General features: G+C 59.8%; 22 protein-coding genes and 2 pseudogenes. 4 read left to right on the top strand and 20 right to left on the bottom strand.

Going from position 1 to position 25,930, the window contains the following annotated elements:
• Nucleotides 1–9: 9 nt before the first annotated feature.
• From HWX48_RS00945 to HWX48_RS11375, 7 genes and pseudogenes are all read right to left on the bottom strand, one after another.
• The gene (locus HWX48_RS00945; protein WP_175953730.1) at nucleotides 10–423 is read right to left on the bottom strand and encodes a hypothetical protein; all 414 of its coding nucleotides are present in this window, start codon (nucleotides 421–423) and stop codon (nucleotides 10–12) included.
• A gap of 287 nt (nucleotides 424–710) precedes the next feature.
• A pseudogene (locus HWX48_RS00940) lies at nucleotides 711–1,640 on the bottom strand (DNA primase); the annotation flags it as partial.
• Between the two features lie 114 nt (nucleotides 1,641–1,754).
• Nucleotides 1,755–2,222, bottom strand: coding sequence for a CopG family transcriptional regulator (locus tag HWX48_RS00935; RefSeq protein ID WP_175953728.1), 468 nt, complete (start codon nucleotides 2,220–2,222; stop codon nucleotides 1,755–1,757).
• Between the two features lie 105 nt (nucleotides 2,223–2,327).
• Nucleotides 2,328–2,504 (bottom strand): hypothetical protein, encoded by a 177-nt coding sequence (locus HWX48_RS00930; protein ID WP_175953726.1) that lies wholly within the window; start codon nucleotides 2,502–2,504, stop codon nucleotides 2,328–2,330.
• 419 nt (nucleotides 2,505–2,923) lie between these two features.
• On the bottom strand, nucleotides 2,924–3,244 hold the full coding sequence (locus HWX48_RS00925; protein ID WP_175953724.1) for a CopG family transcriptional regulator: 321 nt from the start codon (nucleotides 3,242–3,244) through the stop codon (nucleotides 2,924–2,926).
• The gene (locus HWX48_RS00920) at nucleotides 3,241–3,504 is read right to left on the bottom strand and encodes a hypothetical protein (RefSeq protein ID WP_175953429.1); all 264 of its coding nucleotides are present in this window, start codon (nucleotides 3,502–3,504) and stop codon (nucleotides 3,241–3,243) included. The genes HWX48_RS00925 and HWX48_RS00920 overlap by 4 nt, the downstream gene beginning before the upstream one ends.
• A 99-nt stretch (nucleotides 3,505–3,603) precedes the next feature.
• Nucleotides 3,604–3,783, bottom strand: a complete 180-nt coding sequence (locus tag HWX48_RS11375; RefSeq protein ID WP_368483973.1) for an NlpC/P60 family protein — start codon at nucleotides 3,781–3,783, stop codon at nucleotides 3,604–3,606.
• Between the two features lie 89 nt (nucleotides 3,784–3,872).
• On the opposite strand from HWX48_RS11375, the gene HWX48_RS00910 reads away from it, so the two are divergent.
• Both HWX48_RS00910 and HWX48_RS00905 read left to right on the top strand, forming a co-directional pair.
• Nucleotides 3,873–5,101, top strand: a protein-coding gene (locus HWX48_RS00910) for an IS3 family transposase (protein WP_175953775.1) whose coding sequence is annotated in 2 segments (ribosomal slippage) — nucleotides 3,873–4,158 and nucleotides 4,158–5,101 — 1,230 coding nt in all. Because the reading frame shifts where the segments join, the coding sequence is not laid out codon by codon here.
• Nucleotides 5,102–5,135: 34 nt separating this feature from the next.
• Entirely contained in the window at nucleotides 5,136–5,624 is a 489-nt protein-coding gene (locus HWX48_RS00905) for a GNAT family N-acetyltransferase (RefSeq protein ID WP_175953722.1), read from the top strand.
• A 176-nt stretch (nucleotides 5,625–5,800) separates the two neighbouring features.
• Here the strand turns inward: HWX48_RS00905 and HWX48_RS00900 are convergent, their stop codons facing one another.
• The 3 genes and pseudogenes from HWX48_RS00900 to HWX48_RS00890 all read right to left on the bottom strand — a co-directional run bounded on the left by HWX48_RS00900 (nucleotide 5,801) and on the right by HWX48_RS00890 (nucleotide 9,146).
• Entirely contained in the window at nucleotides 5,801–6,214 is a 414-nt protein-coding gene (locus HWX48_RS00900) for a hypothetical protein (protein WP_175953720.1), read from the bottom strand.
• A gap of 287 nt (nucleotides 6,215–6,501) precedes the next feature.
• Nucleotides 6,502–7,824, bottom strand: a pseudogene (gene dnaG / locus HWX48_RS00895) (DNA primase); the annotation flags it as partial.
• 26 nt (nucleotides 7,825–7,850) lie between these two features.
• Complete coding sequence (locus tag HWX48_RS00890) at nucleotides 7,851–9,146, bottom strand: deoxyguanosinetriphosphate triphosphohydrolase (protein WP_175953773.1); 1,296 nt, start codon at nucleotides 9,144–9,146, stop codon at nucleotides 7,851–7,853.
• Between the two features lie 106 nt (nucleotides 9,147–9,252).
• Between HWX48_RS00890 and HWX48_RS00885 the strand changes: the two genes are divergently transcribed.
• Complete coding sequence (locus HWX48_RS00885) at nucleotides 9,253–10,488, top strand: hypothetical protein (protein WP_175953716.1); 1,236 nt, start codon at nucleotides 9,253–9,255, stop codon at nucleotides 10,486–10,488.
• 322 nt (nucleotides 10,489–10,810) lie between these two features.
• On the opposite strand, the gene HWX48_RS00880 is transcribed toward HWX48_RS00885, so the two are convergent.
• Nucleotides 10,811–13,411, bottom strand: coding sequence for a hypothetical protein (locus tag HWX48_RS00880; RefSeq protein WP_175953714.1), 2,601 nt, complete (start codon nucleotides 13,409–13,411; stop codon nucleotides 10,811–10,813).
• Nucleotides 13,412–13,807: 396 nt separating this feature from the next.
• Between HWX48_RS00880 and HWX48_RS00875 the strand changes: the two genes are divergently transcribed.
• Nucleotides 13,808–14,203 (top strand): hypothetical protein, encoded by a 396-nt coding sequence (locus tag HWX48_RS00875; protein ID WP_175953712.1) that lies wholly within the window; start codon nucleotides 13,808–13,810, stop codon nucleotides 14,201–14,203.
• Nucleotides 14,204–14,294: 91 nt separating this feature from the next.
• On the opposite strand, the gene HWX48_RS00870 is transcribed toward HWX48_RS00875, so the two are convergent.
• From HWX48_RS00870 to HWX48_RS00830, 9 genes are all read right to left on the bottom strand, one after another.
• Nucleotides 14,295–14,954, bottom strand: coding sequence for a response regulator transcription factor (locus tag HWX48_RS00870; RefSeq protein ID WP_175953710.1), 660 nt, complete (start codon nucleotides 14,952–14,954; stop codon nucleotides 14,295–14,297).
• Nucleotides 14,951–16,435, bottom strand: a complete 1,485-nt coding sequence (locus HWX48_RS00865; protein ID WP_254872890.1) for a cell wall metabolism sensor histidine kinase WalK — start codon at nucleotides 16,433–16,435, stop codon at nucleotides 14,951–14,953. The genes HWX48_RS00870 and HWX48_RS00865 overlap by 4 nt, the downstream gene beginning before the upstream one ends.
• Before the next feature lie 30 nt (nucleotides 16,436–16,465).
• Nucleotides 16,466–17,809, bottom strand: a complete 1,344-nt coding sequence (locus tag HWX48_RS00860; RefSeq protein ID WP_175953708.1) for a UDP-glucose/GDP-mannose dehydrogenase family protein — start codon at nucleotides 17,807–17,809, stop codon at nucleotides 16,466–16,468.
• A gap of 208 nt (nucleotides 17,810–18,017) precedes the next feature.
• Nucleotides 18,018–19,145 carry a serine kinase gene (locus HWX48_RS00855; protein WP_175953706.1) on the bottom strand — a complete coding sequence of 376 codons (1,128 nt, stop codon included), beginning with the start codon at nucleotides 19,143–19,145 and terminating at the stop codon, nucleotides 18,018–18,020.
• A complete protein-coding gene (locus tag HWX48_RS00850; protein ID WP_175953704.1) occupies nucleotides 19,142–20,401 on the bottom strand; it encodes a phosphotransferase in 1,260 nt (419 codons plus the stop codon). Before HWX48_RS00850 ends, HWX48_RS00855 begins: the two co-directional genes overlap by 4 nt.
• Nucleotides 20,398–22,125, bottom strand: coding sequence for an ABC transporter ATP-binding protein (locus tag HWX48_RS00845; RefSeq protein ID WP_175953770.1), 1,728 nt, complete (start codon nucleotides 22,123–22,125; stop codon nucleotides 20,398–20,400). The genes HWX48_RS00850 and HWX48_RS00845 overlap by 4 nt, the downstream gene beginning before the upstream one ends.
• A gap of 74 nt (nucleotides 22,126–22,199) precedes the next feature.
• A complete protein-coding gene (locus HWX48_RS00840) occupies nucleotides 22,200–23,366 on the bottom strand; it encodes a glycosyltransferase family 4 protein (RefSeq protein ID WP_175953702.1) in 1,167 nt (388 codons plus the stop codon).
• Nucleotides 23,366–24,610 carry a glycosyltransferase gene (locus tag HWX48_RS00835; RefSeq protein ID WP_175953700.1) on the bottom strand — a complete coding sequence of 415 codons (1,245 nt, stop codon included), beginning with the start codon at nucleotides 24,608–24,610 and terminating at the stop codon, nucleotides 23,366–23,368. Before HWX48_RS00835 ends, HWX48_RS00840 begins: the two co-directional genes overlap by 1 nt.
• Nucleotides 24,607–25,842, bottom strand: coding sequence for a glycosyltransferase family protein (locus tag HWX48_RS00830; RefSeq protein ID WP_175953698.1), 1,236 nt, complete (start codon nucleotides 25,840–25,842; stop codon nucleotides 24,607–24,609). Before HWX48_RS00830 ends, HWX48_RS00835 begins: the two co-directional genes overlap by 4 nt.
• Nucleotides 25,843–25,930 lie beyond the last annotated feature (88 nt).

The following is a 25,930-nucleotide window of genomic DNA, read 5'->3' as shown; positions in this document are numbered from 1 at the left end:
CTTCCCCGCTCAGCCCCGCTCGTAGCCCGAATACCGCTGGCGGCGCTGCTCAATAACCATGAGCTGACGGAATCCCCCGTCATAGCCCTCATCCTCAGGCGAAAGGCGCTGCAACTGCGCCCGCAGGTCAGCAGTGCGGCGCGTCAAATCCATGCGCACCATCGCAGCCATCATGCCCCTGCTATAGGCTCGCAAACCCCCGCCAGCATGCTGAGGCAGGGGCGCAACAGCCAACTCAGTAATGACCGCACCAACAACGTCACCCGCCATGTCGCGCACGGCCTCGTCAAAATGGCGAGTAGCAGCCACAACAGCGCCCTCACCCACGCCCATGGCGGCCTCCGCCTGGGTGAGCATCTGAGAGAAAGCATCCAGGCCACCCACAGCCCGCACTGCATCATGGACCGCACGGTGGGTCGGCACGCTAAAAGCATTCCCATCCAGGTCCTCAAAACCCGAACCATCGGTCCTGCGCTGAACAACATTTAAGCCTGACGCTCCACGCGCGTCACCAGATCCCTCGGCCTGACGCGGCCCGGCAGACGGGCGAGGCGTCGGCCCAGGGCGCCCAGCGTGGGCCATATCAGCGCCAGCAGCACCCACTCCCAGCCCCGGCAGCGCCCTGCCTCGCGAGGCGAAACTCCCACCCCGCCGATCCACTGCCGCTGGCCTGCAGGGCATAGCGCACCTGAGAGCAACCCGCTGGGCACCATACCCAACCACCCCGCAAGCTCACGCGTGTACTCCCGACGCAGCGCCTGATCCTTAATGCCCGCCACCACCGGAGCGCACTGACGCAGCGCACTCACGCGCCCCTCCACCGTGCGCAGATCAACGTGATCAATGACCGAACGAATCACGAACTCAAACAGCGGAATCCTAGACTCCACCAGAGCCTTCACCGCCTGATCCCCACGCGCCAAGCGCAGATCGCAAGGGTCCATCCCCGACTTCTCCACGGCCACGAAAGTCTGCGAGGCAAAATTCTGATCCTCATGGAAAGCGCGCAGCGCAGCCTTTTGCCCGGCAGCATCACCATCAAAAGTAAAAATCACCTCACCGCCACGAGCCCGCCCAGAAGACAGCACCACCCCGGCAGCCGGGTCAGCCACATCACCCAGCAGACGCCGCACGATCTTCACATGCTCAGAACCAAAAGCCGTGCCGCAGGTCGCCACCGCGTAGGGCACACCAGCGACGTGCGCAGCCATGACATCCGTATAGCCCTCCACGATGACAACCTTACGGTCAGCCGCGATCGCCTTCTTCGCCAAATCCAAGCCGTAGAGCACCTGCGACTTCTTGTAAATCGCGGTCTCTGGCGTGTTGAGGTACTTGGGAGAATCCTTATCCGAATCATCCAGGCGCCGCGCGCCAAAACCCACGGTCGCACCCGTAATATCACGAATCGGCCACATCAGCCTCCCGCGGAAACGGTCATACAGGCCACGATTACCCTGGGAAGCCAGGCCAGCTGCCTGAATCTCGGCGTCGGTAAAGCCCCGCGAACGCAGATGCTTAGTCAGCGCATCCCACGACTGAGGCGAATACCCCACGCCGAAGTGCTGGCACATCTCCTGAGTGAACCCACGCTGAGCCAAGAAAGTACGGCCAGCATGAGCCTCGGGTGAGCCCAGCTGCGCCCGGCTGACCACCAATGCTGACCATGACAGGCCGAGTATCAGATGCAAGGCGGGCGAGTTCTGCGCGCTTGAGGCGATCAAACGCCTCAGAATACCCTTCAGTCACGAGCGTCAGCTTTGCAGAATAAACGAGTTCTCCAGATCGGCGCGTAATTGCACCCACCGGTCAGTATGCTCACGCATCGCGGCGATGTCATCGGGATCGATACCATCCTTCTCCTTCTGGATACTGGCCACGCGATCAACCCAGTACTGCTCAACGGTTTCGTTTGGCGCGTTGTCAGCGAGAGTCAGCATGTGACCTTTGAGAGCATAGAGCGATTCACACATGACGTCATAGAGCACAACTGGATCATCAGTGAAGTCAGCAGAACTGCCCTGCATAAGGTGGCGATGCTGGCGCAGTCGTTCGGTAATCGCTTGGCGAATGAGTTCGCTTGCGCTCAATCCTTCTGCGCGTGCCGCGCGGTCAAGCTCAAAGTTAAGGTCTTCACTGAGGCGGACCTGACGTTTAGGGGAAGCCCCTGAGCCTGTCCCAGCAAGCCGTTGCCGTCCACCCTTAGATGCGGTGTTACTCATCTGTCATTCTCCCTTCCCCAGCAATTGTAGTACAAATGCTTGGTGGGGTGAGATGACAGCCGGGGAGGGAACGCCTTGCGCGGCGCCCCCTCCCCTCACACTGCCTTACTTTTGGACTCTGATGCGGGCGATGTTAACGCGTTCCCCTTCGCTGAGCTGGCAGGGGAAGGAGCAGGCACCGAAACGTTGAGCTTCACTTTCGGCCTCTTGCCAGGTCTCATAGAAGCCCAGGATGCGGTCACAGGCGACAGTAAGAACGACGTAAGGCTTGACGGTTTTCATGATTAACCTCCTTGGGAGCGAGTGAGTAGGCCGCGTTGGCCTGCGTCCCCTGTCTTGGGGACAGGGCTCCCGTGGAGGGCCTAGTGGCAGTGGTGTCAATGTTCGCAGCGCAGAAGGGGCCAGTGACGTTGGTCAGCGCCTTTGGTGCCTCGCATTTCACGTCAGGGAAATGTGACCAAGGTCGGTGGCGCCTTCGAGAACGTCTTGACGCCACGGCCCGAAGGGGGCCACCAGGCCCATAATGGGAAGTCCACGAGACAGGGAAAAATCTCAACCCAGAGGCGACAGCGTTGTGGGGCGACACCCCAGTGGTGTCGCCCCACAAATTGGTGTGCCCACGCTTCCAAGATTGGAAGCGTGGGCACAGAGGAAAATTCGGATGGCCTATTGGTGGCACTTGCCTATCAGCTGCTGCTAGATCACGCGTTCGCCAACATGAGCTGTACCGCGTGACGTGCGGCCTGTGATGTCTTCATGCCGTGGCTTGCCGCGTAGTCTTCTAGTCGCTTTTTATCCTCTCGGGTCAGAGAAAACTGGATGACGGGTGAGCGGCCTTCTCCACGTGCATGACTTGCACCAAGACTTGGTCGCCCGACACCAAATATCTCGCGTAGCTCATCTTCAGTTAGAGCGGTATCTCCGTTTCGGAAAACAGGTTCTCCGATCACTTCGACTTCGCCTTTTGCTACAGCGTCTTCGTATTCAGCCCACATCTGCTCTTCTTGAGGGGATAGTGTCATGAGTCCTCCCTGGGAATGAGATGGCGGTAGAGGTCGGTGACCTCCATTGCGTGGAAGATGTAGAACTCGCCTTGGGCGCTCATCCCCACTCCGACCTCAAGATAGTGCCGAGCTTGAGGATGGGGCTTGCCGACCATCATGAAAGATTTGATTGAGGGGTAACGTGCCGCAAGCTCAACCCGCCCCACCGAATGGAGCACCGCGTGCTTGGCGTCTTCTTCACTGATGCCGTGCCGGTAGGCGCTTGGCGTGAATCTCATTTCCACACACAATATGTTACTACTAAATGCCCTGGTGTGTCACCTTGGCGCTATAGTCTGTGTGGGAAATGTTTGTCAATCCATTCTTCGATAGATCGGTTAGATCCTAAACGTTGCCCAGTCCATGCTCTGCCAGTATCTGGTGTCGAGGGGGACGATTGAGACAACATCTCCGAAGGTGGGGGCGTGCAGCATGAGGCGCTGGCCGGAACTATCGATGCCCGCGTAGATGCCAATGTGGTGATAGTGGTTAGTGCCCTTGTGACGGAAGCTAATGATGTCACCTGGGCGCAGGCGATCACGGTCAACGTGATTGCGTGAACTGTCCTGGGTTTTGTTCCGGGGTGAAGCCTGAAAGGATGGTTCTTATGCCGAAGCAATTTGATGTGGAGTTTAAGCAGCGCGCTGTTCGTTTAGTGAATGATCGGTTGGCTGCTGATGAGACGATGTCATTAACCAAAGCGATCGGTGTGATTGCCAAGAAGCTTGGGGTGGGGTATGAGACTGTGCGGCGGTGGTATCACGATCCTGGGGTGAATCAAGACCATGGGAATGGACCACTAGCAGCCGAGGTGAAGCGTCTGCGACGGGAGAACGCTGAGCTGCGTCAGGTCAATGAACTGCTCAAGGCTGCCTCGGCTTTTTTCGCCTCCGAACTCGGCCCCCGACCCAGGAAATGATCACTTTTATCGACATCCATCGTGATCGTTTCGGGGTAGAGTTCATCTGCCAAATGTTGGTTCACCACCGCATGGGTGGGTTTATGAGCGCGCGTGGTTACCGCGCTGCTAAGAGGCGCTTGCCCTCTCAGCGGTCTTTACGTGATTGCGAACTCATCCCTATCATGATTGATATTCACCGGGAGAATTATGGCGTGTATGGTGTGCGTAGGATGTGGCACGCTATGAAACGCGCCGGATACACTATTGGTCGCGATCAGGTAGCTCGCCTCATGAAAATGGCTGGTGTGCGTGGTGTGATCCGCGGGCGTAAACCCCTCACTACCAAACCTGCTAGGACTCCTGATGTTCGCCCCGACCTGGTTCAACGCAATTTCCGGGCTAGTGCGCCTAATCGGTTGTGGGTGGCTGATATTACCTACGTCAGAACACGTACTGGCTTCGTGTACACCGCGTTTGTTACCGATGTCTACAGCAGGAAGATTGTTGGTTGGGCGACCAAGAGTCGCCTCACCACCGAAGCCCTGCCCTTGGAGGCTTTGAATCATGCGATCGCTACCGCAAAAGGCAGCCTAGAGAGCTTGATCCATCATTCAGATCACGGCTCCCAATGCGTCGCCATTGCCTACCACGAGCGTTTGCGTGATGCGGGGATTGATGAGTCCACCGGCAGCGTGGGAGACTCCTATGACAATGCCCTTGCCGAGAGTGTCAATGGCCTGTACAAAAGTGAACTGATCTACTCCCACACCTGGGAAGGATTAGCCGAAGTCGAATGGGAAACCTTATGCTGGGTCCACTGGTGGAACACCACCCGGCTGCATTCTGAGTTGGGGTACCGCACTCCACAAGAAACCGACAACCACTACTGGCGCACCCACAGTGCCAACACACCCAATTTACGAGTCACCGCCTAGGAACAAAACCCAGGACGGTTCAAAGGGAAATAAAATGCCTCAGATTATTCCGTATCGCACAGAGTACCGGACAGCAATACTTGCTCTTTCAATAAGCTCCTGGGAGTCGGTCTTTCCTCTTACCGCTAACGAAGTTCCAGAGTTTGTATTCAGATCCTTCTATCCCAATGGCTGGAGAGAGAGGCTACATGCTGATCTTTCCACCTTGCTAGATCAGGAGCCAGAAAATGTTGATGTTGCTCTCGATGACAACACCCCCGTGGGTTGGATTTGCACAAGGATTCACCCGGAAGATTCTATGGCCGAAATCTATGTTCTTGCGGTGGCCCCCACTCATCAGCGACGAGGAATTGGGCAGCAGTTGATCAACTGTGCCGTGAGCAGAGCAAGAAGTGCTGGTATGAAGATGCTCATGGTCGAAACTGGAGACGATAGCGGCCACGCCCCAGCGCGAGCTACTTATGAGTCTCAAGGTTTTGTGCGTTGGCCAGTTGCGCGATTCTTCAAGAATCTTGACGGCTAGTCGTTATACTATGCGAAGTAGGTAGGCATTGTATGTAATCTTCAGACACAACGCACGTCACGGATTCCTGAAATCTCACTCAGTTGTATAATCTAATGAACGTGACCTAGTCCCATTGGGCGTCTTCAACGGGGAAGTTCCAAGACTCAACTCATGCAGAATTCTGAGACCCTAGCTCAGCCCCGCTCGTAGCCCGAATACCGCTGGCGGCGCTGCTCAATAACCATGAGCTGACGGAATACCCCGTCATAGCCCTCATCCTCAGGCGAAAGGCGCTGCAACTGCGCCCGCAGGTCAGCAGTGCGGCGCGTCAAATCCATGCGCACCATCGCAGCCATCATGCCCCTGCTATAGGCTCGAACATCCCCACCCGCATGTTGAGGCAGGGGCGCAACAGCTAGCTCAGTAATGACCGCACCAACAACGTCACCCGCCATGTCGCGTACGGCCTCGTCAAAATGGCGGGTAGCAGCCACAACAGCGCCCTCACCCACGCCCATGGCGGCCTCCGCCTGGGTGAGCATCTGAGAGAAAGCATCCAGGCCACCCACAGCCCGCACTGCATCATGGACCGCACGGTGGGTCGGCACGCTAAAAGCATTCCCATCCAGGTCCTCAAAACCCGAACCATCGGTCCTGCGCTGAACAACATTTAAGCCTGACGCTCCACGCGCGTCACCAGATCCCTCGGCCTGACGCGGCCCGGCAGACGGGCGAGGCGTCGGCCCAGGGCGCCCAGCGTGGGCCATATCAGCGCCAGCAGCACCCACTCCCAGCCCCGGCAGCGCCCTGCCTCGCGAGGCGAAACTCCCACCCCGCCGATCCACTGCCGCTGGCCTGCAGGGCATAGCGCACCTGAGAGCAACCCGCTGGGCACCATACCCAACCACCCCGCAAGCTCACGCGTGTACTCCCGACGCAGCGCCTGATCCTTAATGCCCGCCACCACCGGAGCGCACTGACGCAGCGCACTCACGCGCCCCTCCATCGTGCGCAGATCAACGTGATCAATGACCGAACGAATCACGAACTCAAACAGCGGAATCCTAGACTCCACCAGAGCCTTCACCGCCTGATCCCCACGCGCAAGGCGCAGATCGCAAGGGTCCATCCCCGACTTCTCCACGGCCACGAAAGTCTGCGAGGCAAAATTCTGATCCTCATGGAAAGCGCGCAGCGCAGCCTTTTGCCCGGCAGCATCACCATCAAAAGTAAAAATCACCTCACCGCCACGAGCCCGCCCAGAAGACAGCACCACCCCGGCAGCCGGGTCAGCCACATCACCCAGCAGACGCCGCACGATCTTCACATGCTCAGAACCAAAAGCCGTGCCGCAGGTCGCCACCGCGTAGGGCACACCAGCGACGTGCGCAGCCATGACATCCGTATAGCCCTCCACGATGACAACCTTACGGTCAGCCGCGATCGCCTTCTTCGCCAAATCCAAGCCGTAGAGCACCTGCGACTTCTTGTAGATCGCGGTCTCTGGCGTGTTGAGGTACTTGGGAGAATCCTTATCCGAATCATCCAGGCGCCGCGCGCCAAAACCCACGGTCGCACCCGTAATATCACGGATCGGCCACATCAGCCTCCCGCGGAAACGGTCATACAGGCCACGATTACCCTGGGAAGCCAGGCCAGCTGCCTGAATCTCGGCGTCGGTAAAGCCCCGCGAACGCAGATGCTTAGTCAGCGCATCCCACGACTGAGGTGAGTAGCCCACGCCGAAGTGCTGGCACATCTCCTGAGTGAACCCACGCTGAGCCAAGAAAGTACGGCCAGCATGAGCCTCGGGGGAGGCCAGCTGCGCCTGGTAGAACTCCTCAGCGACGCGGTGCGCGTCCAAGAGGCGCTGGCGCTTACCGGGCTCCTCCGTGCGCGTATGTTTACCACCCTCCTCATAGTGCAGGGTGATGCCGACCTTTTGGGCGAGCATCTCTACCGCTTCAGTGAAGGACATGTGATTGATGCGCTGAACGAAGCTGATAATGTCCCCGCCCTCACCGCAACCAAAGCAATGCCACATGCCCACAGAAGGGCGCACGTGGAAAGAAGGGGTCCGTTCGTCGTGGAAGGGGCACAGTCCCTTGAGGGAGTCCATCCCGGCGGTGCGCAGGGTGACATGCTCGCCGACGATGTCTTCAATCCGTGAGGATTCACGCACCGCGGCGATGTCCTCGCGTCGGATCATCCCTGCCATAGGGGCTAGTCTATCGCGCCCAAGTGTCACAGCTGTGTAGAGAGCATCCCGCACAGTCGCGCATGCCAGCGCGACGCGGAAATATCCGTCAACGACGCCACCTGGTCAATGACGGCCCGCAGACGTTGAGCCTCGGTATCCGCATTGCGCCAGGCGAGGGCGTAGGCGGGCTCAAGTTCTGCCGCCCCAGCATCCCACAAGGCTTCAACGAGGTCAGCCAAGAGGGTGCGCTGCTGGTAGTAGACAGGCTCCCTCTCGCGCGGGCTCATCACGTAGTGGACGGCCATCCCCTTCAGGAGCTGAATCTCCGCGCGAGTCTCACGCGTCACCACAAGATCAGCACGGTAGCGCCCCAGGCGGCCCTCCCCATACTCAGCACGGGTAGCATTCGCGCTGGCATGAATAAAACGCCCAATCAGGCCACTTGTCAGATCCTTGAGGGCAGCCAGATCCCTGTAGCGCCCCTCAAAGCTGGTCAGCCACTCAGGCATGTGGCGCAGGCGCTCCAGAGCATCCCCCAGCTCATCAGGGGTGATATGCGCACCATACCAGCTGGTCGTCGATTCGATAATGCGCTCAACCTGGGTGGAATCCAGCAGGTATTCGGGGCGAAGCTTCCCTGTGGCAATAGCATCCTCCACGTCATGCACCGAGTAGCCAATGTCATCGGAAAGGTCCATGATCTGCGCTTCGAGGCAGCGCCGCCCAGCGGGAGCTCCCTGACGCATCCACTGGAAGATGTCAGCGTCGTCCTCGTAAACAGAAAACTTCCGCAACGACTTTTCGCGGTCAGGCCCCTCCCCCCGCTTCCACGGATACTTCGAGATCGCATCAAGGGTGGCGCGCGTGAGATTCAAACCCACCTCACGCCCATCAGCGCCGAGGACCTTCGGCTCCAAACGGGCGACAATACGCAGACTCTGAGCGTTCCCCTCAACCCCACCCGCCTCTTGAGCCAGATCGTTGAGGATGCGCTCACCATTGTGCCCAAAAGGTGGGTGGCCAAGATCATGAGAGAGGCAGGCGGCGTCCACCACATCCGGGTCAGCACCCAACTGCTTGCCGATATCGCGCCCCACCTGCGCAACCTCAAGAGAATGAGTCAGGCGCGTGCGCACAAAATCATCCGACACAGGGCCAAGAACCTGAGTCTTCGCCCCCAGACGACGAAGTGCCGAAGAATGCAGGATTCGCGCCCGATCGCGCTCAAAATCCGTACGATCCGAACTCTTTGGCGGCTCGCCAACAAAACGCTGGGCGTCGACCTCGCTATAGGGCGATGTCGTCACAGGCGCACTCGAACGGCGCGGCAACTCAAACATCGCGCCCTCGTCAGTCAATCCACTAAAACCCAAACTCACACCACTAAGCCTAGCTTTTTCTGGAACTGATCCTCCCAAAACCCACCGGATTTGCAAGAATGGGAGGGTGACTCCAGCTCAGCTTGAACGCCCGGTGACAACCACCCTCATTCACCGCTGCGCCCACGCGCCCCTCCAATGGTGGCACCAGGCGGTGATCTGCGACTTCGTCGGAGCCGCCCACAGAAACGAACTGGACAACATCAAGAGCCTCATCATCGACCTCGCCCGCGTAGGATTCCGCGCCATCGCCCTCCGGCCAGCCCCAGAATTCCTCACCGCCCCCTCCCCCGAGCTCACCGACCTGCGCCATCGCCCACCGGGCAGGCATCAAAGTCCTCCTGCGCATCCCCCTCCCGGAAGCACTCACGCACGCCACCAACCCCCACCCCCCGGCGCCGTCAACGACGACGAGGCCACCGCCGTATGCGCATGGACACAAAACGCCCTTGCCGCTGGGGCCGACGGCATCGACCTCGCCCTCCTCGAGACCACCGATGCCCCCCTCCCCGCCGAACAACGCGAACACCTCGCCGCCCTCATCCGACGCATCCACAGCGAAATCGCCGACAGTACCCCCTCGGCCACCCTCTCCGCCGAAGCCCTCACCAACGACGAAGCCACCCTCACCTACCACCTTGAAGAGGAATGGCTCCACCACCTCCGCGACGGCCCCCCGACGCCCCTGGCACGCCCCACCCTGCGCGCCAACGTCGAACGAGCCCTCGCCCAACGCGACTACCTCGGACACGTCGCCGCCTGGCACTGGTCACGCACCCGACACGTCGAAGCCCCCGGAGACGTCTTCACCATGCAAGACATCCCCACCACCTCCTGGGAACACGCCTCCGACCCCGCCCGACGCACCGCCATGAACCTCTACGCACTCTCCCTCCCCGGAGCCGCCTACATCCCCTTCGCCTTCATGGGCGGACGCCTCGTCGCATCCTCCAACATGTTCCGCCGCGTCTGGGAAGGCGACAAAGACTCCGCCGCAGAAGCCCGAACCCTCCGTGAAGTCCTCCGTGTCCGAGAAGAACGCGCCATGGGCACAGGATCCCTGGCGTGGGTGGATGGACTGGCGTGGGCACATGAGGGGGTAAACGTCCATCTGTCAGCAGGGGTGCTTGTCGTCCTCAACACTTCGGATCAGGTGGTTGAAGTCCCCGCTGAGCATCGCTTGTTAGTCTGCTCGACACCTGTTGCGGCCGCTGAGAGGCGGCCTACAACACTGCCCGGGAATAGTTGCGCATGGTTTGAAACGGCCAAGATTCAACGCCGCCCGGTTTCCTTCAATGATTAACGATTGGAAAAGCCGTTGGCAAAGTCCTCGACCAGAGCTCCCTTCGTATCCGCCCCCTCCTCAAGGCCACCGACTTTCCCATTAGAACCTATAGAGGGGAATGTTTCTTGCGACGAAGCACCGGTTTGGCGCAGATCTATGAGACAGATTCTTCTGCACTGGCAAGTACTACATGTGCGCTTGCGCACCATATTCATTCGGCGATAAGTCGCAAATCACACTCTGCGATAACAGTGCAATGGCTGTGGAAGAACATTCTTGTTCTTCCACAGCCATTGAGTTTTGTTACCTACCGCAGGAAAGTAGCTGCTCTCTGATACATTCAGTCCCGTTTGCGTACGCGAGCAGTGACAACAGCACCGGCACCAAGCATCGCAATAAGAGTAGCCACGCCGGAAACGCCCTCCGCGCCAGTGGAGGCGAGACCACCGTTTTGTGGCGACTGAGAGGACGATCCCCGTCCTATTGCATCTAACTGAGCATTTTTGGTCTGGGAAGACTGCTCACCTGTTATCTGTCCCTTCCCCTGAGGCTCCGCCTTCGCGTGCGGAGCCTCCTTCACCTCAGGAACAGGTTTCATCTCCGGCTCTTGAGGGGCAGGAATAGAGCCACCATTACCAGCCTGGTCGTCGTCGCAGTAAGGTAGGGCGCGGGAGTCGCTTAGTGCTTTTTCGGCGGCAACGAGCACTTCACGAGCCTTGGCATGTTCGAGGGCCAGACGATCACGTAGTGCGGCGCGGGTCTGCTTCTCCGTCTCAGCGGCGAGGGCTTGTGCAATGAGCGCACGTCGAGGAGCAACGACGGCTTCAAGTCCAGCCAGATGAGGGTCAGCGAGAGGCTGAGCAACGATACTTTCAAGCGTCAGCGCCAGGGCACGGTCGTGGCGTTCCAGCACTTGACGAAGTTTATCTTCTGCTACCTGCACACTAGGTAGCACCCTGTCTGCAAGGAGCTTCCTCAGGTTCTCAATATTCTCGGCGACGGGCTCACGCTGGCCTTCAAGGGAGCTGAGGCTTCTCTTAACGGCATCATGCGCTGCTTGAAGTTCAACATTCTTTTCTCGAAGAGTTCCTTCGACTTCCTGTAGTCGCTCCCCAGCTTTCTGCTGTGCGTCTTGGAGCTCACCATTCTTGTCATTGGCCGCTTGTGCAGCGGCGCTAGCACTCGTAGCCTTCTTCTCCTGTTCACGCATTTCGGCCGCAGCTTGATCTCGTTCTTCTTGTTTAGCTGTGAGCGCCTGGCGTGCAGTGTCGAAGTTACGCTGCGCAGTATCGAGCGCCCTCCGGGCATTCTGATCAACGTTGACATTGCCGTAGTGCTGGAGCACTGCTTCATCTCGATCAATGCTGGCCCTGTGTGCGCTGATCTGAGCATTGATGGTAGCAATCGCAGCTTCAGCTTCAGCCTTCTGACTCTGAATGCGCTGCTTGTCAGCGTTGAGGCGCTCTACCTTTTCCTCTCCTTCGGTGATCTTCGGCTGTTCGGCGGCCGTGGTACGGTCAAGCTCTGCCTGAATTTCAGAAAGGGCATCCCTCAGCCTCCCGATAGCTTGCGCGTTGCGGGTGACCTCTTCGTTTGCAGCGTCTCGCGCCTGACGCGACTGCTCAAGCTGAGTCTGTGCTGCATCACGGGCTTGAGTGGCAGTCACAACTCCCTCACGCAAATCAGCAGCTGCTGATTCCAGCTCGGCTTTTTGCTGTTTGAGAGCCTCAAGGCGTTGCCTACTGTCTGCCTGAGCATCATCACTCTGACTCTGTGCTTCTAGCTCATCAATCTGCTGGGAAATATGACGCGTTACCTCCTCGTTTTCCCTCAGAAGACCATTTGCCTGGTGAAGATTTTGTTCTTCCTGGTTGAGCTGGGTGTCACGCTCATTTACGAGGGCGATCGCGTCTTCAACGAGCTGTTTCAGTTCGCCAGTTCGCTTCTTCTCGTTGTCGAGTTCAGCTTGACTGTCACTCAATCGCTTTTGGACAGCCGTGATCTTCTCTCTCGACGTGTTGACTTCTTGAGTTGCTGACGCAATGTCAGCTTCAAGCTGTTCCAACTCATCTACGGCGGCAGCGATGGCGTTCTGCTTCTGCTCACGCATCTGCTCAGCCTCGGTGATCTTACGGGTGTTCTCAACGATCCTTTCTCGCATCCCCTTCTCGCCACCTGCCTGGGTAAGAGCGTTATTCTGTTCGGCGGCAAAGTTCAAAACAAGCTGTTCTCGGTCAAGACGCGATTGAAGATCACGCACGTCCCCTTCGAGCTTGCTGAGAGATGCTCGGAGGAGCTGTAGCGCATTCTCAGCTTCAGCCTTAGCAGCATCAAGCTCCCGTTGCTGCTTCCGCACTTCATCAAGTTGAGCATTAAGGTCTTTTTGAGTTTCCTTCAGGATGTCGCGCTCAGTAGTTATACGGACAATTTCCTGCTGCAATGCGGAAGAACCCTGCTCATACTGTGCCGCCAGAGCACGCTTTTGCACCAACTCCGAATCAATCTGAGCCAGGAGGTCCTTGTTGGACGCAATCTCTTCCTGTAGCGCAGTCTGGGTGCGCCGAGCGGCTTCAAGCGCTTCCCGCGCATTCTGCACAGCCTGACGCTCAACATCCTGAAGGGCATCCAACGCCTCCTTAACTGCGGCGCGAGCCTGAGCAGCCTTGTTCATCAAGGTTTCAGATGCCTCACGTTGCTCTTCAAATGACTCCTGCGCATGGGATAGTTCTTTGCTGCTGAGAGTAACTCGTGCGCGCGCTTCCTCGACTGCCTTTGCAAGACGCTCTTCGGTTCCTGGGACAATGCACATTACCTTTACCGAGGTGGCCGCAACGTTTGAGCTGGGCAGACTCGGGGCCGCATGGGCGGTGGGCATAGTGAGAGAAGCAGCTACGAAGAGGGACAATGCAGTTGCAGAGGTTCGAGCGGAACGACGCTCCATTTGTTCGTCCTTACGTTGGGATTCATAAAACAGGAACCCCTACAGACTACTCCCACATTTTCCTAGGATTCAAACATAAGAGGCGTCAACAAGACCACATAGCGCAGCACTTCCCTCAACAAAAACGACATATTCACCGTCATTTCAAGACTTCCTCCCCTGTGTCTTCACACCTGTTATAAACCTCTCCAATCCGCCCAGTTCTCAACAACGAAGCACAACGCGGGACACATCTACCGTCAGCAGTCGCAATTATGTGACAAGAGTCCTCAGAGCTTACGAAGTAGAAAAACTACGATGGACGGGGCCCACCGTGAAAGATAAGAACTCTCTCATCAACCCCTGACCGCCATCTCATCCGGCCTCGCTTTACTTAATGTCAGGAGGTGAGGAAACATGACTACTCGAACTGAAGGTTTCCGACTTATATCGCTACTGATTGTGATTGCCCTGTGCGCGATTGCCCTCTTTGCGGGTTTCCACGCACTGGCCACCACACCCCAGGCCCGCTCGGAACAATCTGGCATCGTCCTTGACGCATCTCAGTCAGGTCCGGACGCCCAGCAGTCCGCTCCTGCACCGGGCACTGCAGCGAAGAAACCTGCCACTCCGGCAGCTCCCGCCGCACCTGCTCCCCAGGAACCCGCACCTGCACCCGTAGCTCCTGTTCAGGAGGACGTTGCACCGCCACCTGTGGTGACCGCTCCTACACCTGTTGTTGTCCAGCCGGCTCCCCCCGTTGACCTTGACGATGATGATAATGACGACGATGACGATGATGACGACGACTGAAAGAACCTCAACGCCTACTCGTAGAAACGCCCTCTGAACATACGCTCGCAGACCAGAGGGCGTTCCTCGTTAGTTAGGGGTTCCGATAAACTCAAGCGAGGCGGTATCCCATTCCTCGCACCGTCTCAAAACGTTTCTTACCCAGCTTGTTGCGCAAGTAAGAGACGTACACATCCACCACATTGGAACCTGGGTCAAAATCAAAGCCCCACACCGTATTGAGCAACTGTTCGCGACTCAGCACCTGCCCGGGGTTACGCAAGAAAGTTTCAGCCAAAGTGAACTCGCGGGCGGATAAGTCCACCCAGCGTCCATCAACTTCAGCTCGTCGTGTTCGCAGATTTAAGGTCAGGCCATTATGGCTGAGCTGGGTCGCTGCACCGGCAGGAGTTTCTGACCGTAGACGCAGACGAATACGTACGAGGAGTTCTTCAAAGGAGAAAGGTTTTGGCATGTAGTCGTCGGCTCCTCCTTCTAGGCTGGCGACGCGGTCAGCTACCGAGGTTCGAGCTGTGAGCATGATGACTGGGGTGTTTACACCCTGCCCTCGTAAACGTTCCAATACTTCAAAGCCGTCAATGTCTGGAAGTCCGACGTCGAGGACGATGAGGTCAGCTCCTTCCTCGACAGCCATAAAAATACCTTCTTCTCCCGATCCTGTGGTGCGGGGGGTGAAACCCGCAGCTTTGAGGCCTTTTGCAATGAAGGCGGCGATCCTGTGTTCATCCTCAATCACCAAGATAGTGCTCATGCTTGGGTCCTCTCCTCAACGCTGTTCTTCACGGGGATACACATGGTGAAAGTTGATCCTTCGCCCAGAACTGATTCGATCTCTAATTCTCCCCCATGAGCACTCAGAATGCTCTCGACGATGTTCAAACCAATGCCTGAGCCCTGCGCGTGATGGTGGGCGTTGGTTCCGCGGGAGAAACGCCGTCGAACTTTGTCGATGTCACCAGGGGAAATCCCTACGCCTTCGTCGGTGACCCACATTTTGAGGATGCCCTCGCTCAGCGCTGAACCAAGGACTATGATCGAGCCTTCGCGGGAGTATTTCACCGCATTGTTTGCTAGTTGTAGCCAGGCCTGGGTGATCCGTGCAGCGTCAAGGACCTGCTCACCTTCTGCGATACTTTCGAGGAACCATTGCCGCTCCCCCAGTGCGCGTGCCTTGGAAAACACCTGCTCTGTTAAACCGGCAACGTCGCTCAGTACCGGCGAGACAAAATCGCTCTGCCCAGACTTTGCGAGCATCAAAATGTCGTTGACGAGTCCCGCCATTCGGTCAAGCTCATCAATTGATAGTTCTCGGACTTCCTCAACGTCGCTGCTGTCATAAATGTCAAGCAGTTCAAGGTGACCACGGACCACGGTGATGGGGGTACGAAGTTCATGCCCTACGTCGTTCAGGAGATCGCGTTGGGCGCGCACGGAACTTTCGACTCGATCCAGCATCTTATTGAAGGCTGCGGCCAGTGCCCCCAAGTCGTCAGCACTTCGGACAGGCACGCGGCTAGTGAGATCTCGCTCGTCAATACTTTCTGCTGCTTCACGCAATTCCTCAATTGGGTGAAGCAGGCGGCGTACCAGAGGCCATGCGGCAGCGACCACAAGCGCAAGGGTGATTGCCGCAGCAGCGGCGTAGAGCAACATTGCTCGACGAAGGTCGCGGGTGGCTTGCCCAAAGTCCACCACATACAGTAGTGCTCCCTGCTGGTCGGCTTTACGGATCGGAGCGATGAGGAGCTTGTAGGTGGTTGTCGAGGTGGTCGCTGTCTCGATGATAATGTTTTCTCCGGTGACCAGTGGCCCCACATAGGCCATAAGTTCATCGTCCTTTTCGGGATGGATATCCGTCGAGGGCGGCACGAACTTGGGACTGCCATTCACAAAGCCAACTGCCCCTTCGGTGTGCCCAAGAACCTGCGTTTGAAGATGCTGGTAGAGCAGATCCTGAGGGGTTGCGAAGGGGCGTTGAGTTTTACGGTCAACACCTTTGTAGGCAAGGTCGATGAGTTCGTCTCGGACGCGCTCAAGGTGGGCCTGTGTGGAGGCGTGAATGCTGCGCTCTTGAAGCGTCGATAACAGGGTGCCTGAGATTGCGACGGCAATACCTGCGATCAGTACCATCGCCCACATGAGGCGGGTGTGGATCGAGGTGGTTCTCAGAGCCGGAAGGACGCGCATGTCCCTATTATCCAGGGTGCTATCACCTTCACGCAGCAGTATCATTCACGCCTCCACAGTCATAGTGGAGGCGGCTTAGCGGCCAAGGCCATGGTATTCCCAGCCCGCTTCGCGCCATTGCACGGGGTCAAGAGCGTTACGCGCATCCATCATGATGGGGGTGTCCACTAGTTCAGCGCAACGCTGCGGATCCAAGCCCGTGAAGTTGGCCCATTCTGTTGCCAGGATGACCATGCGGGCATCAGCAAGGGCGTCCTCGGTGCGTTCTTCGGTACGGAGCTCAGGTGCGGCGGCGTGGACGAGAGGCAGTGCCTTGGGGTCAGTGACGACGACCTGAGCGCCGAGCTCATGCAGTCGGAGCGCCACATCGAGGGCAGGCGAATCACGGATGTCGTCGCTATTGGGTTTGAATGCTGCCCCAAGGACGGTGATCTTTGCTCCCTCGAGGTCGCCACCCAGTCGGCCAACAGCGAAGTCAATAACGCGTTGACGACGGCGTTGGTTGATGGCGTCAATATCGCGAAGGAAGGATACGGCATCCTCAACGCCTAGTTCCTCTGCGCGTGCCATGAAAGCGCGAATATCCTTGGGCAGGCAGCCGCCTCCAAAGCCAATACCGGCGCCAAGGAAACGGCGCCCAATGCGCGGGTCTCGGCCGATAGCGTCAGCCAGAACAGTGACGTCACCTCCGGTGGCTTCACAGAGTTCAGCCATGGCGTTAATGAAGCTGATCTTGGTGGCGAGGAAGGAATTGGCGGCCACCTTTACCAGCTCGGCTGTGGGATAGTCGGCAATGAGGCGTTCAATGCCTTCTTCGAGTAGCGCAGCGTAGACCCTATCAAGCTGTTCCTTAGCATATTCACCGTTAGCGGTGTAGCTGTGGGTGGCGGCGTCCTTTTCCAGGCCGTAGACGATGCGGTCGGGGTGGAGAGTGTCTTGGACGGCGAAGCCTTCACGGAGGAACTCAGGATTCCACAGCAGAGGGATACCCGATTCTGCTAGGCGGTCGGCAATGAGTTGTGCGGTGCCGACGGGCACGGTGGATTTACCGACGACGATGGGGCGGTGAGGGGCGTTGGCGGGGACATGAGCCATGATGGTTTCCACGGCTGACCACACAAAACGCATGTCTGCAGCCTTCCCTTCAGCGGACTGAGGGGTGCCAACAGCGATGAAGTGGACGTCGACCTCGTCAAGTCCAGCTTGGGCGGGGTCAGCGGTGAAACGTAGACGGCCGCTTTCCAGTGCGGGGACAAGGACCTCTTCAAATCCGGGCTCGTAGAAGGGAGCCTCGCCGCGGGAGAGGCGTTCGACCTTGGCGGGATCAACGTCGAGGCCGACGACCTCGTGACCAAGCTGGGCCATGCAGGCAGCGTGGACGGCTCCAAGGTAACCGCAACCGATAACTGAAATACGCATTGTTCTCTTCTTTCGCTGAAGGGTGGGGGCCCAGGGAGCGGGCCGGGATTGGAGGTCTGGTGTGCTGGTAGGGGCTCATTGCCCCGGGAAAAGTCGGATGAGGACCCAGGAAGGCCCCCGCAAAGGATCTGAGGACGAGCATCTGAGGTCGAGGATCTGAGGGCGAGCGCCACGCCTGCTGGCCGCAGGCTCAGGCGCTTCAGCCGCCTCAGCAATCCCAGCGGGCTGAAAGGGTGGCCTCCACCCAATCCGCAAGCCACTGTTGCGCGGAGGGGCGGAAGGAATAGACGAAGGCGAGGCGTAGGCGACTGGCCTTCTCGTAGGTCGCTAGACGCTGCTGGGGCACCTCAAGGGTGTTGGCAATGACCTCGATGGTGTCCATGAGGGAGGAACGCATGGTGGCGGGGAAGCGTCCCTGCAACATGCGAAGTTCCATGTGCGCGCGAAGATTCCCCAGGTCAAGGGCGGCTTCCGCGCGGGCGGCTGTATCCAGGTCGAGGACGCTCAACCTGAACCCATCCCACAGGAGTTGCTTGTCATGCAGATCCCTGTGGGCGCTCACCCACTGGTCCTGCGGGCTCTGGCGCTCAGCGTCACTGAGTTCGGCGCAGACCTCGTCAACGGCCATCCCCAGCAATCCCAAGGACTCCACCGAATCGTGACGGAGGGCATGCTTGTACCAGGTGCGCAGCACATGCGCCTCCTTCTCAGGCGCGTGTAGAGGCAGGTCAGCGTGCTGCTCGGCCAGTGCCGGCCAGTGTTCTTCAAGAGTCTTCCAACCTTCTAGGCCTTCCTCAGCCAGGGAGTGAAGGGTCCTGCCGGGCAGAAGGCTAAAAGACAGGTGAGCTTCCCCTACGCCAGTCACTGTGGCACTGCCCAGACCCGCACGTTCGCACAGGCGGCTGACAACGCTGGTGGCATCGGCAATGCCCTGGGCTTTCCCACGGCGCAGGTACTTGGTGACCTCGTCGCGGCCGATGACCACCGCACGCTTACCCAGACGATGAACGGCGAGGGTCGCCTCGTAGGGAGGACAAAGGGTCGGCAGTTTCTTATCGGTGGCGTAGGGGGCGACCCACGCATTGCCCTGGGCGTCAATACTGCCCGCTCGCAGCAGACCCGCAGCGTCGTATCCTTCACAGATGAGGCCACCGTCTGGTGCTGGCCAGGCGCGGCGAATGGAGGTGAGCAACGGATGGGCGAGGTCCACTTCCCCACCGCCATCGTGGTCTTTGACAATGTCCTGGTCGGCATGGAGGCTGTAAAGACGCGCCAATGCGGGGCTACGGTGCTCAACCCCTTCAGAGGAGACTGTTCCAGCGGTGGAGATGCTCATCGAATCAGCTCCTCAATGCGGTCCAGGCGGGTGTTAATACTGTGGTGCCACAGGGGGTCGCCGGTGCGCAGCGGTTCAACGGCGCGCTCCATGAGCGAAGCCGCCTGCGCCATGCGAATATCAGCAAGAGCGGGCACGTAGGCCCCGCCTGCGGCGTAGCCACTGAGGAAAGCCTCGGCCTGCTCCTCATCGCATTCAGCGATGTAGGAGCCAACATCCTTCGTGGCCGGCGCCAGGCAGACCCGGTCAAAGTCCGTCAGCCACAGGCGCCCGGTCGAGCCTTCAATAAGGACCTGATCGGGAGAGGCATCACCGTGACTGAGCATGAGAGGACTGCCCGAGGGCAGGGAGATGCTGCTGGCAATGTCACGCATGCGCCGCGCCGTTGACGCACTGAGATACTCAAGGATCCCCGCGTGAGCCATCGCCTGGCGCCTGGGGTTCGAGGCCCGTCCCGTCACAGCTGATGCCAGGCGCGGCGGCATGACGGCAATACCCAGGTGCAGGCCAGCGAAGAGGCGACCGGCGTCGTAGTGGTAGGCCAGGCAGACGGTGTCGCGGTCAAGGATATTGTCGCAAGCACTGAGGTCAGAGTTGCCACAGTAAGCCAAGACACTGGCATGCTGGCCGGTGTTCACCCCGTATTTTCCTGCACTTTCGGCAGGCATTGGCACCACTCCGGCGTAGTCATAGGCACTGGGCATGTGCGGGTTGGCGTGGTGGATGCTGTGTGTTCGGGTGTCCATACGCTCAGGCAGGGGCACGATGCTTTCAAGGAAGGTGTAAAGCTCGTGGGTGAGGACCGAGGGGTTGGCCTGCACCCGGACCACGCCCAATTCATTGCGCACCACCAGGCGGCGTAGAGGGTTGTAACGCAGGATTTGGGCGTTCTCACTGCCCAGGGGGTGGAAGGGAAGCGAGGGGTAGATGGTGCCCAGTTCTGCGAAGTAGGGCAGCAGGGCGGGGTCGGTGGCGATGGGGCCACTATCGCAAATGAGGCCGTCGGACATTTCACGAATGACCGTGGAGTAGCCGTTGGCTTCGGCCTGCTGACTGGCTTTACGAGCCTTAGAGTGACTGACGGGCCACAGGAGGCGCATCCAGCCGAGCTCTGCGTCAGTGTGAGCGTCTTTGACCGAGGCGATGATGGAGACCTCGGGCTTGATGCGCAGGCGGTTAACCCTCACGTCACGACCGTAGAGTTCGCTCAGGCGAGGGCCGTCGAGAAGAAGATTAAGAGCTTCAAGGGTGTTCATGCGTTCTCCACTCGGATGTCGTCTGCGGAGCGTCCAGAGGTGGACACCCATTGCCGGAAGGTTTCGGACTCTTCAAGGAGCTTTGCGGGTGGGGCATCAAGGAGGACCTGTCCGTCTTGGAGCCACAGCACGCGGCTGGCGCGCAGGACTACCTCAACGTCGTGGGTCACTGCCAAGGTGGTGCGGCCCTTGACCAGGCTGTCGATGGCGTCAAGTACCTGGGAGGCTGCTTCGGGATCAAGGCCGGTGGTCGCTTCATCAAGGATAACCACAGGAGCGTCACGCAGGAGTGCGCGAGCGATGGCGATACGTTGGCGTTGGCCGCCTGAAAGGGTGCCGCCGCGTTCGCCAACCACTGTTTCGTAGCCCTGAGGCTGGGCGAGGATGAAGGGTTCGGCGTTGGCTGCCCGGGCGGCGGCTTCAACCTCAGCGTCGGTGGCGTCCATCCGGCCCATGCGGATATTTTCGCGGATGGTGCCGGCAAAGAGGACGGCCTCCTGGTGGAGGGTGGAGATATTGGCGCGCAACTGGGTTAGATCCAGGTCTGGCAGCGGGTACTCATCGAGCATGACCTGCCCCGAGGTCGGGTCCTGAGCGCGGGTAAGCAGAGATACCAGCGTGGACTTGCCTGCACCCGACGGGCCAATGATGGCGACGTACTCGCCGGGGCGGACGCGCAGGTCAACGCCCTTGAGGATGGTACGTCCCTCGTATTGGGTGTAGACGTCTTCAAAGTGGAGCCAGCCGCGGAAGGCTTCGGGACGGACAGGATCTGCGGGGGTGACGATCTCAGGTTGAATAGCCATCAGGTCCGCAACGCGTTCGCCCGAGGCTGAGGCCTTAGCGATTCGTCCCGTGTACTTGGCCATGTCACGCAGGGGCTTCATGGTGGTGCGCAGGTAGGTGGTAAAAAGAACGAGGGAACCGACGGTCATCCCTCCGCTGAGGACTCGCCATCCGCCGCCGATGAGGACCGCTGCCGTAGCCAGGCCAACGATGACGTCAGTGCTGCGCTCCAGGCGGGCGGAGAGTCGCAGGGTCTTGATGCCTTCAATGAGGGAAGCCTGGTTCGCGCCAATGAAGCGCTTCTCAATGAGGGATTCCAGGCCGTAGGTCTGCACGACCTTGATGGAAGCCAGGGATTCTTGTGCGGTATTCGCCAGCTGGCCTTCACCCTTGCGGCTCTTACGAGAGGCAACGGTAATCCGTGAAGACGTGCCGCGAGAGCCCAGAAAAAACACGATGATGGCAATCACCACGACGCCTGCAAGCAGAGGGTCAAGGACGAACATGACGACGAGCATGACCAGCAGGGTCGCAATATTGGCGAGCAAGGGAAGGCCAGCGGTGATCGCTACCTCTTGAAGGCGGGCTACGTCCGAGACGATACGTTGGACGGTGTCAGCACTGCGGTTTTGAGCGTGGAACTGCTGGTCGAGGCTTTGCACGTGGCGGAAGACGCGGGCGCGCAGGGAGGCCGCCACGCGCGAGCCGACGATAGCGAAGCAGACGGTAGCCAGGTAGTTCGCTGCGGCGCGAAGGGCGACCGTGCTGACAAGTAGGCCACCGCAGACAAAGAGCAGCATCAGCGGGTCGAGGACAGCGGCAGCGCCCTCGCCGGGGGTGGGGGTGAGGGCATCGTCGATAACGATCTTGAGCGGCCAGGGTTCGAGAACGCGAAAGGCAACCTCAAGCATGAGGGCAAGCACGCCCACAGAGATCATTGGCCATTGGGGCTTAATCTCGGGGCGTACCAGCGCCAGAGTGCGCCGGGTCGCCTGAGGTTTCCTGTGAGTTTTCACGACTCCTCCACATCCATGTCAGTGAGTCCAGCGAGGCGGAAAATGCGGGCAACCACTCCTGCCCAGGAGTGCTGAGTCTGCGCCAAATCGCGGCCCTTCGCGCCCAGGTCAGCCCGGAGGGCCGGGTCAGCAGCCAGGGCGTCAATGGCGGCAGAGAGCTCGGCCGGAGCTGAGGGGGTGACGAGCACTCCAGCGCCCTGCAAGACCTCAGGAATCTGGCCGATGGAGGTCGCAACAACAGGCAGGCCAGCAGCCATGTACTCGTAGACCTTCAAGGGCGAGAAATAGTGGGCGTCCTCGCTATCGGGCGCCGGGTAGGGGGCGACAGCAATGGCTGATCCGGCCAGGTGCGCGGGCATGTCAGCCGGGGGGATTGCCCCGCGGAAGTCGGCGTCTACTCCCAGGTCGCGGGCGCGTTCTTCGAGGACGGCGCGCTCGGGTCCATCACCGAGAATGCGCAGCTGCCAGGGTCGCTCGGCCAGGGAGGCCGCCTCAAGCAGGTCGGGCACACCGTGCCAGGGTTTGAGGGTGCCAACGAAGGTGACAACCACTGCCGAAGGATCCTCCGGCTGAGGGTGAATGCGTTCGACGTTCACACCATTAGCGACCGTGTGGACGCGCTCAGAGCCAGTGTGGGCACGCACCCATCCGCTGACGGGGTCAGAGACGCAGATGGTGGCGTTAGCGGCCTGCACCTGTGCGCGCAGAGCAGCCCAAGCGTCCTCCTCGTGAACGAGGATGCGGTGGGCGGCCTGCTCTTCAATGAGGGGCGCATTCACTTCGAGGATCGAAACGGGCTCCCAAGAGTGTTCTCCGGCGCGTTGGGTGGCGGCAGCGCGCAGGTCGGCAATGACGGTGGAGAACAGCGAGTAGCGTTCGTAGACCACGTCCGGGGCGTCAAGGATGAGAGTGTCGGCGATGGCTCGGGAGGCTTCCTGCTGGGCCAGTTCGCGCTCGGCGGGCTCCTTGACGTGAATGGGGTAGTCGATGACCTGCAGGTCAGCGAGATCGGCGGGTACCTCGTTACCGCGCCGCACGGCGTGGACGGTCACCTCGTGGCCGCGAGCGCGCATCTGACGGATCACTTCTTGAATGTGGACGGAGGCTCCCTTGGTGCCAAAAACGGGGATGCCTGGGTCCACGCAGACGTAGGCGATACGCATTATGCGGTCCTTTCCGTGGCAGGAGCGCTCTGCCATGCTGACAGCGTTGCTGCCTGCCGGCGAGAGTCAAAGGAGTCGTTGATGAGTTCACGAGCGTGGGTGGCCAATTCGGCGGTGTCGACCTCGCCGCGGGCGACGGCGCTCAGGGCGCTTGCCAGGGAGTGGGGTTGGCCGGGTTGGAGGAGGATCCCCGTGTGGTCGTGGATGACGACTTCGGGCAGGCCTGAGATGGCGGTGGCAATGACGGGGGTACCGCAGGCCATCGCTTCGAGGATGACGGTGGGCAGGCCGTCAATATTGCCGTCGTCGGCGGGGATGCAGGGGGTCACGGACAGGTCGGCCTCGCCCAGGAGTTTGCGGATTTCCGCCTGGGTTTGCGGGCCGATGAGGCGCACCGTGTCAGACAGGTTGAGGTCGCGGATCTGTGCCTCGAGGGCGTCGCGCAATTCGCCATCCCCGGCGATCGTGACCTCAAGGTTGACGCCGGACTTGCGTGCCAGGTCGGCGGCGGTGATGAGATCGTGGAAGCCCTTCTTGGGGACGAGGCGTCCCACGGCCAGGACCTTGAGTGCGCGGCCGTGGGCGGCGGCGCTGGTGTCTGGGGTGAGGGTGTCGTTGTTGCGCATGGGGAAGCGCTCCAGTTCAAGGGCGTTGTACTGCAGGGAGATATTGGCGCCCGTTCCGGCAAGTGCTTCTTCCAGGAAGGAGTAGTTGAAGCGGCTGATGGCGATGACGCGCGCGGCCTCCCCGCAGACCTTGCGGAGCCAATCGCGGTCAACGGACTTGTGGTAGATGTCCTTGGCGTGGGTGGTGACGGTGTAGGGAATGCCGGTTAGTCGCGAGGCCATCCACGCGGTGCGTCCCGCCAAGGAAGCGAAATGGGCGTGCAGGTGGGTGATACCTTCGTCGCGCGCCATTTTTGCCAGCGCAATACCTTGGGCGACCTCGTCTCCGGGCAGGTCGGCGATTTCGGGCAGGAGTGCTGCGAAAGCCTCGGCCAGGTCTCCTTCGAGGAGAGTGGAGGTCAGCTGCGCCCACAGTTCGGAGGGCTTGAGGGGGCGGGGCACCCACTTGACGGGGGCTTGGACGCGCGCGATCTCGGGGTGAAAGCGTGCGTCGGTGGTGGGTCGAAGGGCGAAGATCGTCAGGTCGTCGCCGTGGGCTTCGCGGGCGAGGATTTCGGTGACGATGAAGGTCTCAGAAAAACGCGGGTAGACCTTAAGAACGTAGCCGATGCGGGTCACAGGGCACCTCCAATGGTTGCCAGGGCGGGGGTTAGGGTGGTGTGCCCGCAGGGGGCAGTGTCTTCTTCGTGGGCTTGGGCGATAAGCGCGCAGGCCAGGCGGGGGACGTTACTGAGTCCATCGCGGTTGATGGAGGAGCGGTCAATGCTGTGCCCAGCGACCTGACTCATCCAGTCCGCGAGAGCTGCAGGGCTGAGCTGCACGGTGCGCAGGTAGTCGACACCTCCGACGGCGTGGAGGGCTTGGGCGCGAATGAGCTGCTCTTTGCGGGGTTCTTCGCGGGGCACAATGAGGGCTGGGGTGTCGGTGGCCAGGATTTCGCAGGCCGTGTTGTAGCCGCCCATGGCAATGACCGCCGACGCGTGGCTGATGTGCAGGCCAAGGCCAGGCAGGGAGCGCAGGATTTCGGTGTGGGGCGAGGCGAGCTCACGGATCTTCTCGTAGTCCTCGTCGCTCATTTGCGGGCCGGTGACCACCAGGTGCCGGTAAGGTGCGGGGACCTTGGCTTGCACGGCTGCGGTGAGCAGTGCCAGGCCATCGGAGCCACCCCCTGCGGTAGTGAGAATGTAGGGGCCTTCCAGGTGGGCTTGGACGGAGTCGGTGACTCGGCGTCCATGAGCGAGGTATCCGGTGAATCGGATGCGATCCTGGAGGGCTGCAGGGGCTTCACCGCTGGCGATGAGGCTGTGGACCTTGGGGTCACCGTAGGCCCACACCTCATCCACAAGGCCACGCATGAGGTCCGGATCGCCCAGGGCTTCCCATTCGGCTGCGGCGATGTGCGGTTCGTCAAGGATTTCACGCAGGCCGAGGACCACGCGGCTGTGCGGGTGGGTAGCGCGTAGTTTCTCGAGGGGGCCTCGAAGTTCGTTCCACACGCCGTAAATGTGACGGTCAACGACGACGATGTCAGGGGCGAAGCTCAAGAGGGTGGCTTCGATGAGCTGGGAGCGCAGGTGGATGAGACTACCGGTCTTCGTGGCAAGGCTTCGCGCCTGGTAGCCGTGCTTTCCTTTGGCAATACCCGGGATGGTCACCCAGTCGAAGCCCTCAGGGAGGGGGAAACGCATGGTGGGCGCGATGCCGGAGACAAGGAGTCCACTCACTGGCCGACCGCTCAGTACGGGCAGGGTGTTGGCCAGGTGGTGGGCGATGGCGAGGTTGCGGCGCACGTGCCCCAGGCCTTGGGAGTCATGACTGTAGAGCACAACCTTGATGGGGTCCTCACTCATGTCCGCTTCCTTTCAGTCCGTAGGGCCTTTGCTGCATGGCATAACACTGCCCGCCGCACCCCAGAGGGGGATGAAAGGAAAATGAGAG

Source organism: Schaalia sp. Marseille-Q2122 (genome assembly GCF_903645355.1).
Lineage (GTDB): Bacteria > Actinomycetota > Actinomycetes > Actinomycetales > Actinomycetaceae > Pauljensenia.
Note: the sequence above shows the minus strand (reverse complement) of the source record. Positions and strands in the feature narration are given on the sequence as shown.

Excerpts from the sequence above, each read along its gene's own strand:
- HWX48_RS00860 (WP_175953708.1), bottom strand. The coding sequence starts at position 17,809 with ATGCGTATTTCAGTTATCGGTTGCGGTTACCTTGGAGCCGTCCACGCT.
- HWX48_RS00880 (WP_175953714.1), bottom strand. The coding sequence starts at position 13,411 with ATGGAGCGTCGTTCCGCTCGAACCTCTGCAACTGCATTGTCCCTCTTC.
- HWX48_RS00905 (WP_175953722.1), top strand. The coding sequence starts at position 5,136 with ATGCCTCAGATTATTCCGTATCGCACAGAGTACCGGACAGCAATACTT.
- HWX48_RS00890 (WP_175953773.1), bottom strand. The coding sequence starts at position 9,146 with ATGTTTGAGTTGCCGCGCCGTTCGAGTGCGCCTGTGACGACATCGCCC.
- HWX48_RS00930 (WP_175953726.1), bottom strand. The coding sequence starts at position 2,504 with ATGAAAACCGTCAAGCCTTACGTCGTTCTTACTGTCGCCTGTGACCGC.
- HWX48_RS00935 (WP_175953728.1), bottom strand. The coding sequence starts at position 2,222 with ATGAGTAACACCGCATCTAAGGGTGGACGGCAACGGCTTGCTGGGACA.
- HWX48_RS00850 (WP_175953704.1), bottom strand. The coding sequence starts at position 20,401 with ATGAACACCCTTGAAGCTCTTAATCTTCTTCTCGACGGCCCTCGCCTG.
- HWX48_RS00865 (WP_254872890.1), bottom strand. The coding sequence starts at position 16,435 with ATGATACTGCTGCGTGAAGGTGATAGCACCCTGGATAATAGGGACATG.
- HWX48_RS00845 (WP_175953770.1), bottom strand. The coding sequence starts at position 22,125 with ATGATCTCTGTGGGCGTGCTTGCCCTCATGCTTGAGGTTGCCTTTCGC.
- HWX48_RS00875 (WP_175953712.1), top strand. The coding sequence starts at position 13,808 with ATGACTACTCGAACTGAAGGTTTCCGACTTATATCGCTACTGATTGTG.
- HWX48_RS00870 (WP_175953710.1), bottom strand. The coding sequence starts at position 14,954 with ATGAGCACTATCTTGGTGATTGAGGATGAACACAGGATCGCCGCCTTC.
- HWX48_RS00855 (WP_175953706.1), bottom strand. The coding sequence starts at position 19,145 with ATGAGCATCTCCACCGCTGGAACAGTCTCCTCTGAAGGGGTTGAGCAC.
- HWX48_RS00920 (WP_175953429.1), bottom strand. The coding sequence starts at position 3,504 with ATGAGATTCACGCCAAGCGCCTACCGGCACGGCATCAGTGAAGAAGAC.
- HWX48_RS00925 (WP_175953724.1), bottom strand. The coding sequence starts at position 3,244 with ATGACACTATCCCCTCAAGAAGAGCAGATGTGGGCTGAATACGAAGAC.
- HWX48_RS00840 (WP_175953702.1), bottom strand. The coding sequence starts at position 23,366 with ATGCGTATCGCCTACGTCTGCGTGGACCCAGGCATCCCCGTTTTTGGC.
- HWX48_RS00830 (WP_175953698.1), bottom strand. The coding sequence starts at position 25,842 with ATGAGTGAGGACCCCATCAAGGTTGTGCTCTACAGTCATGACTCCCAA.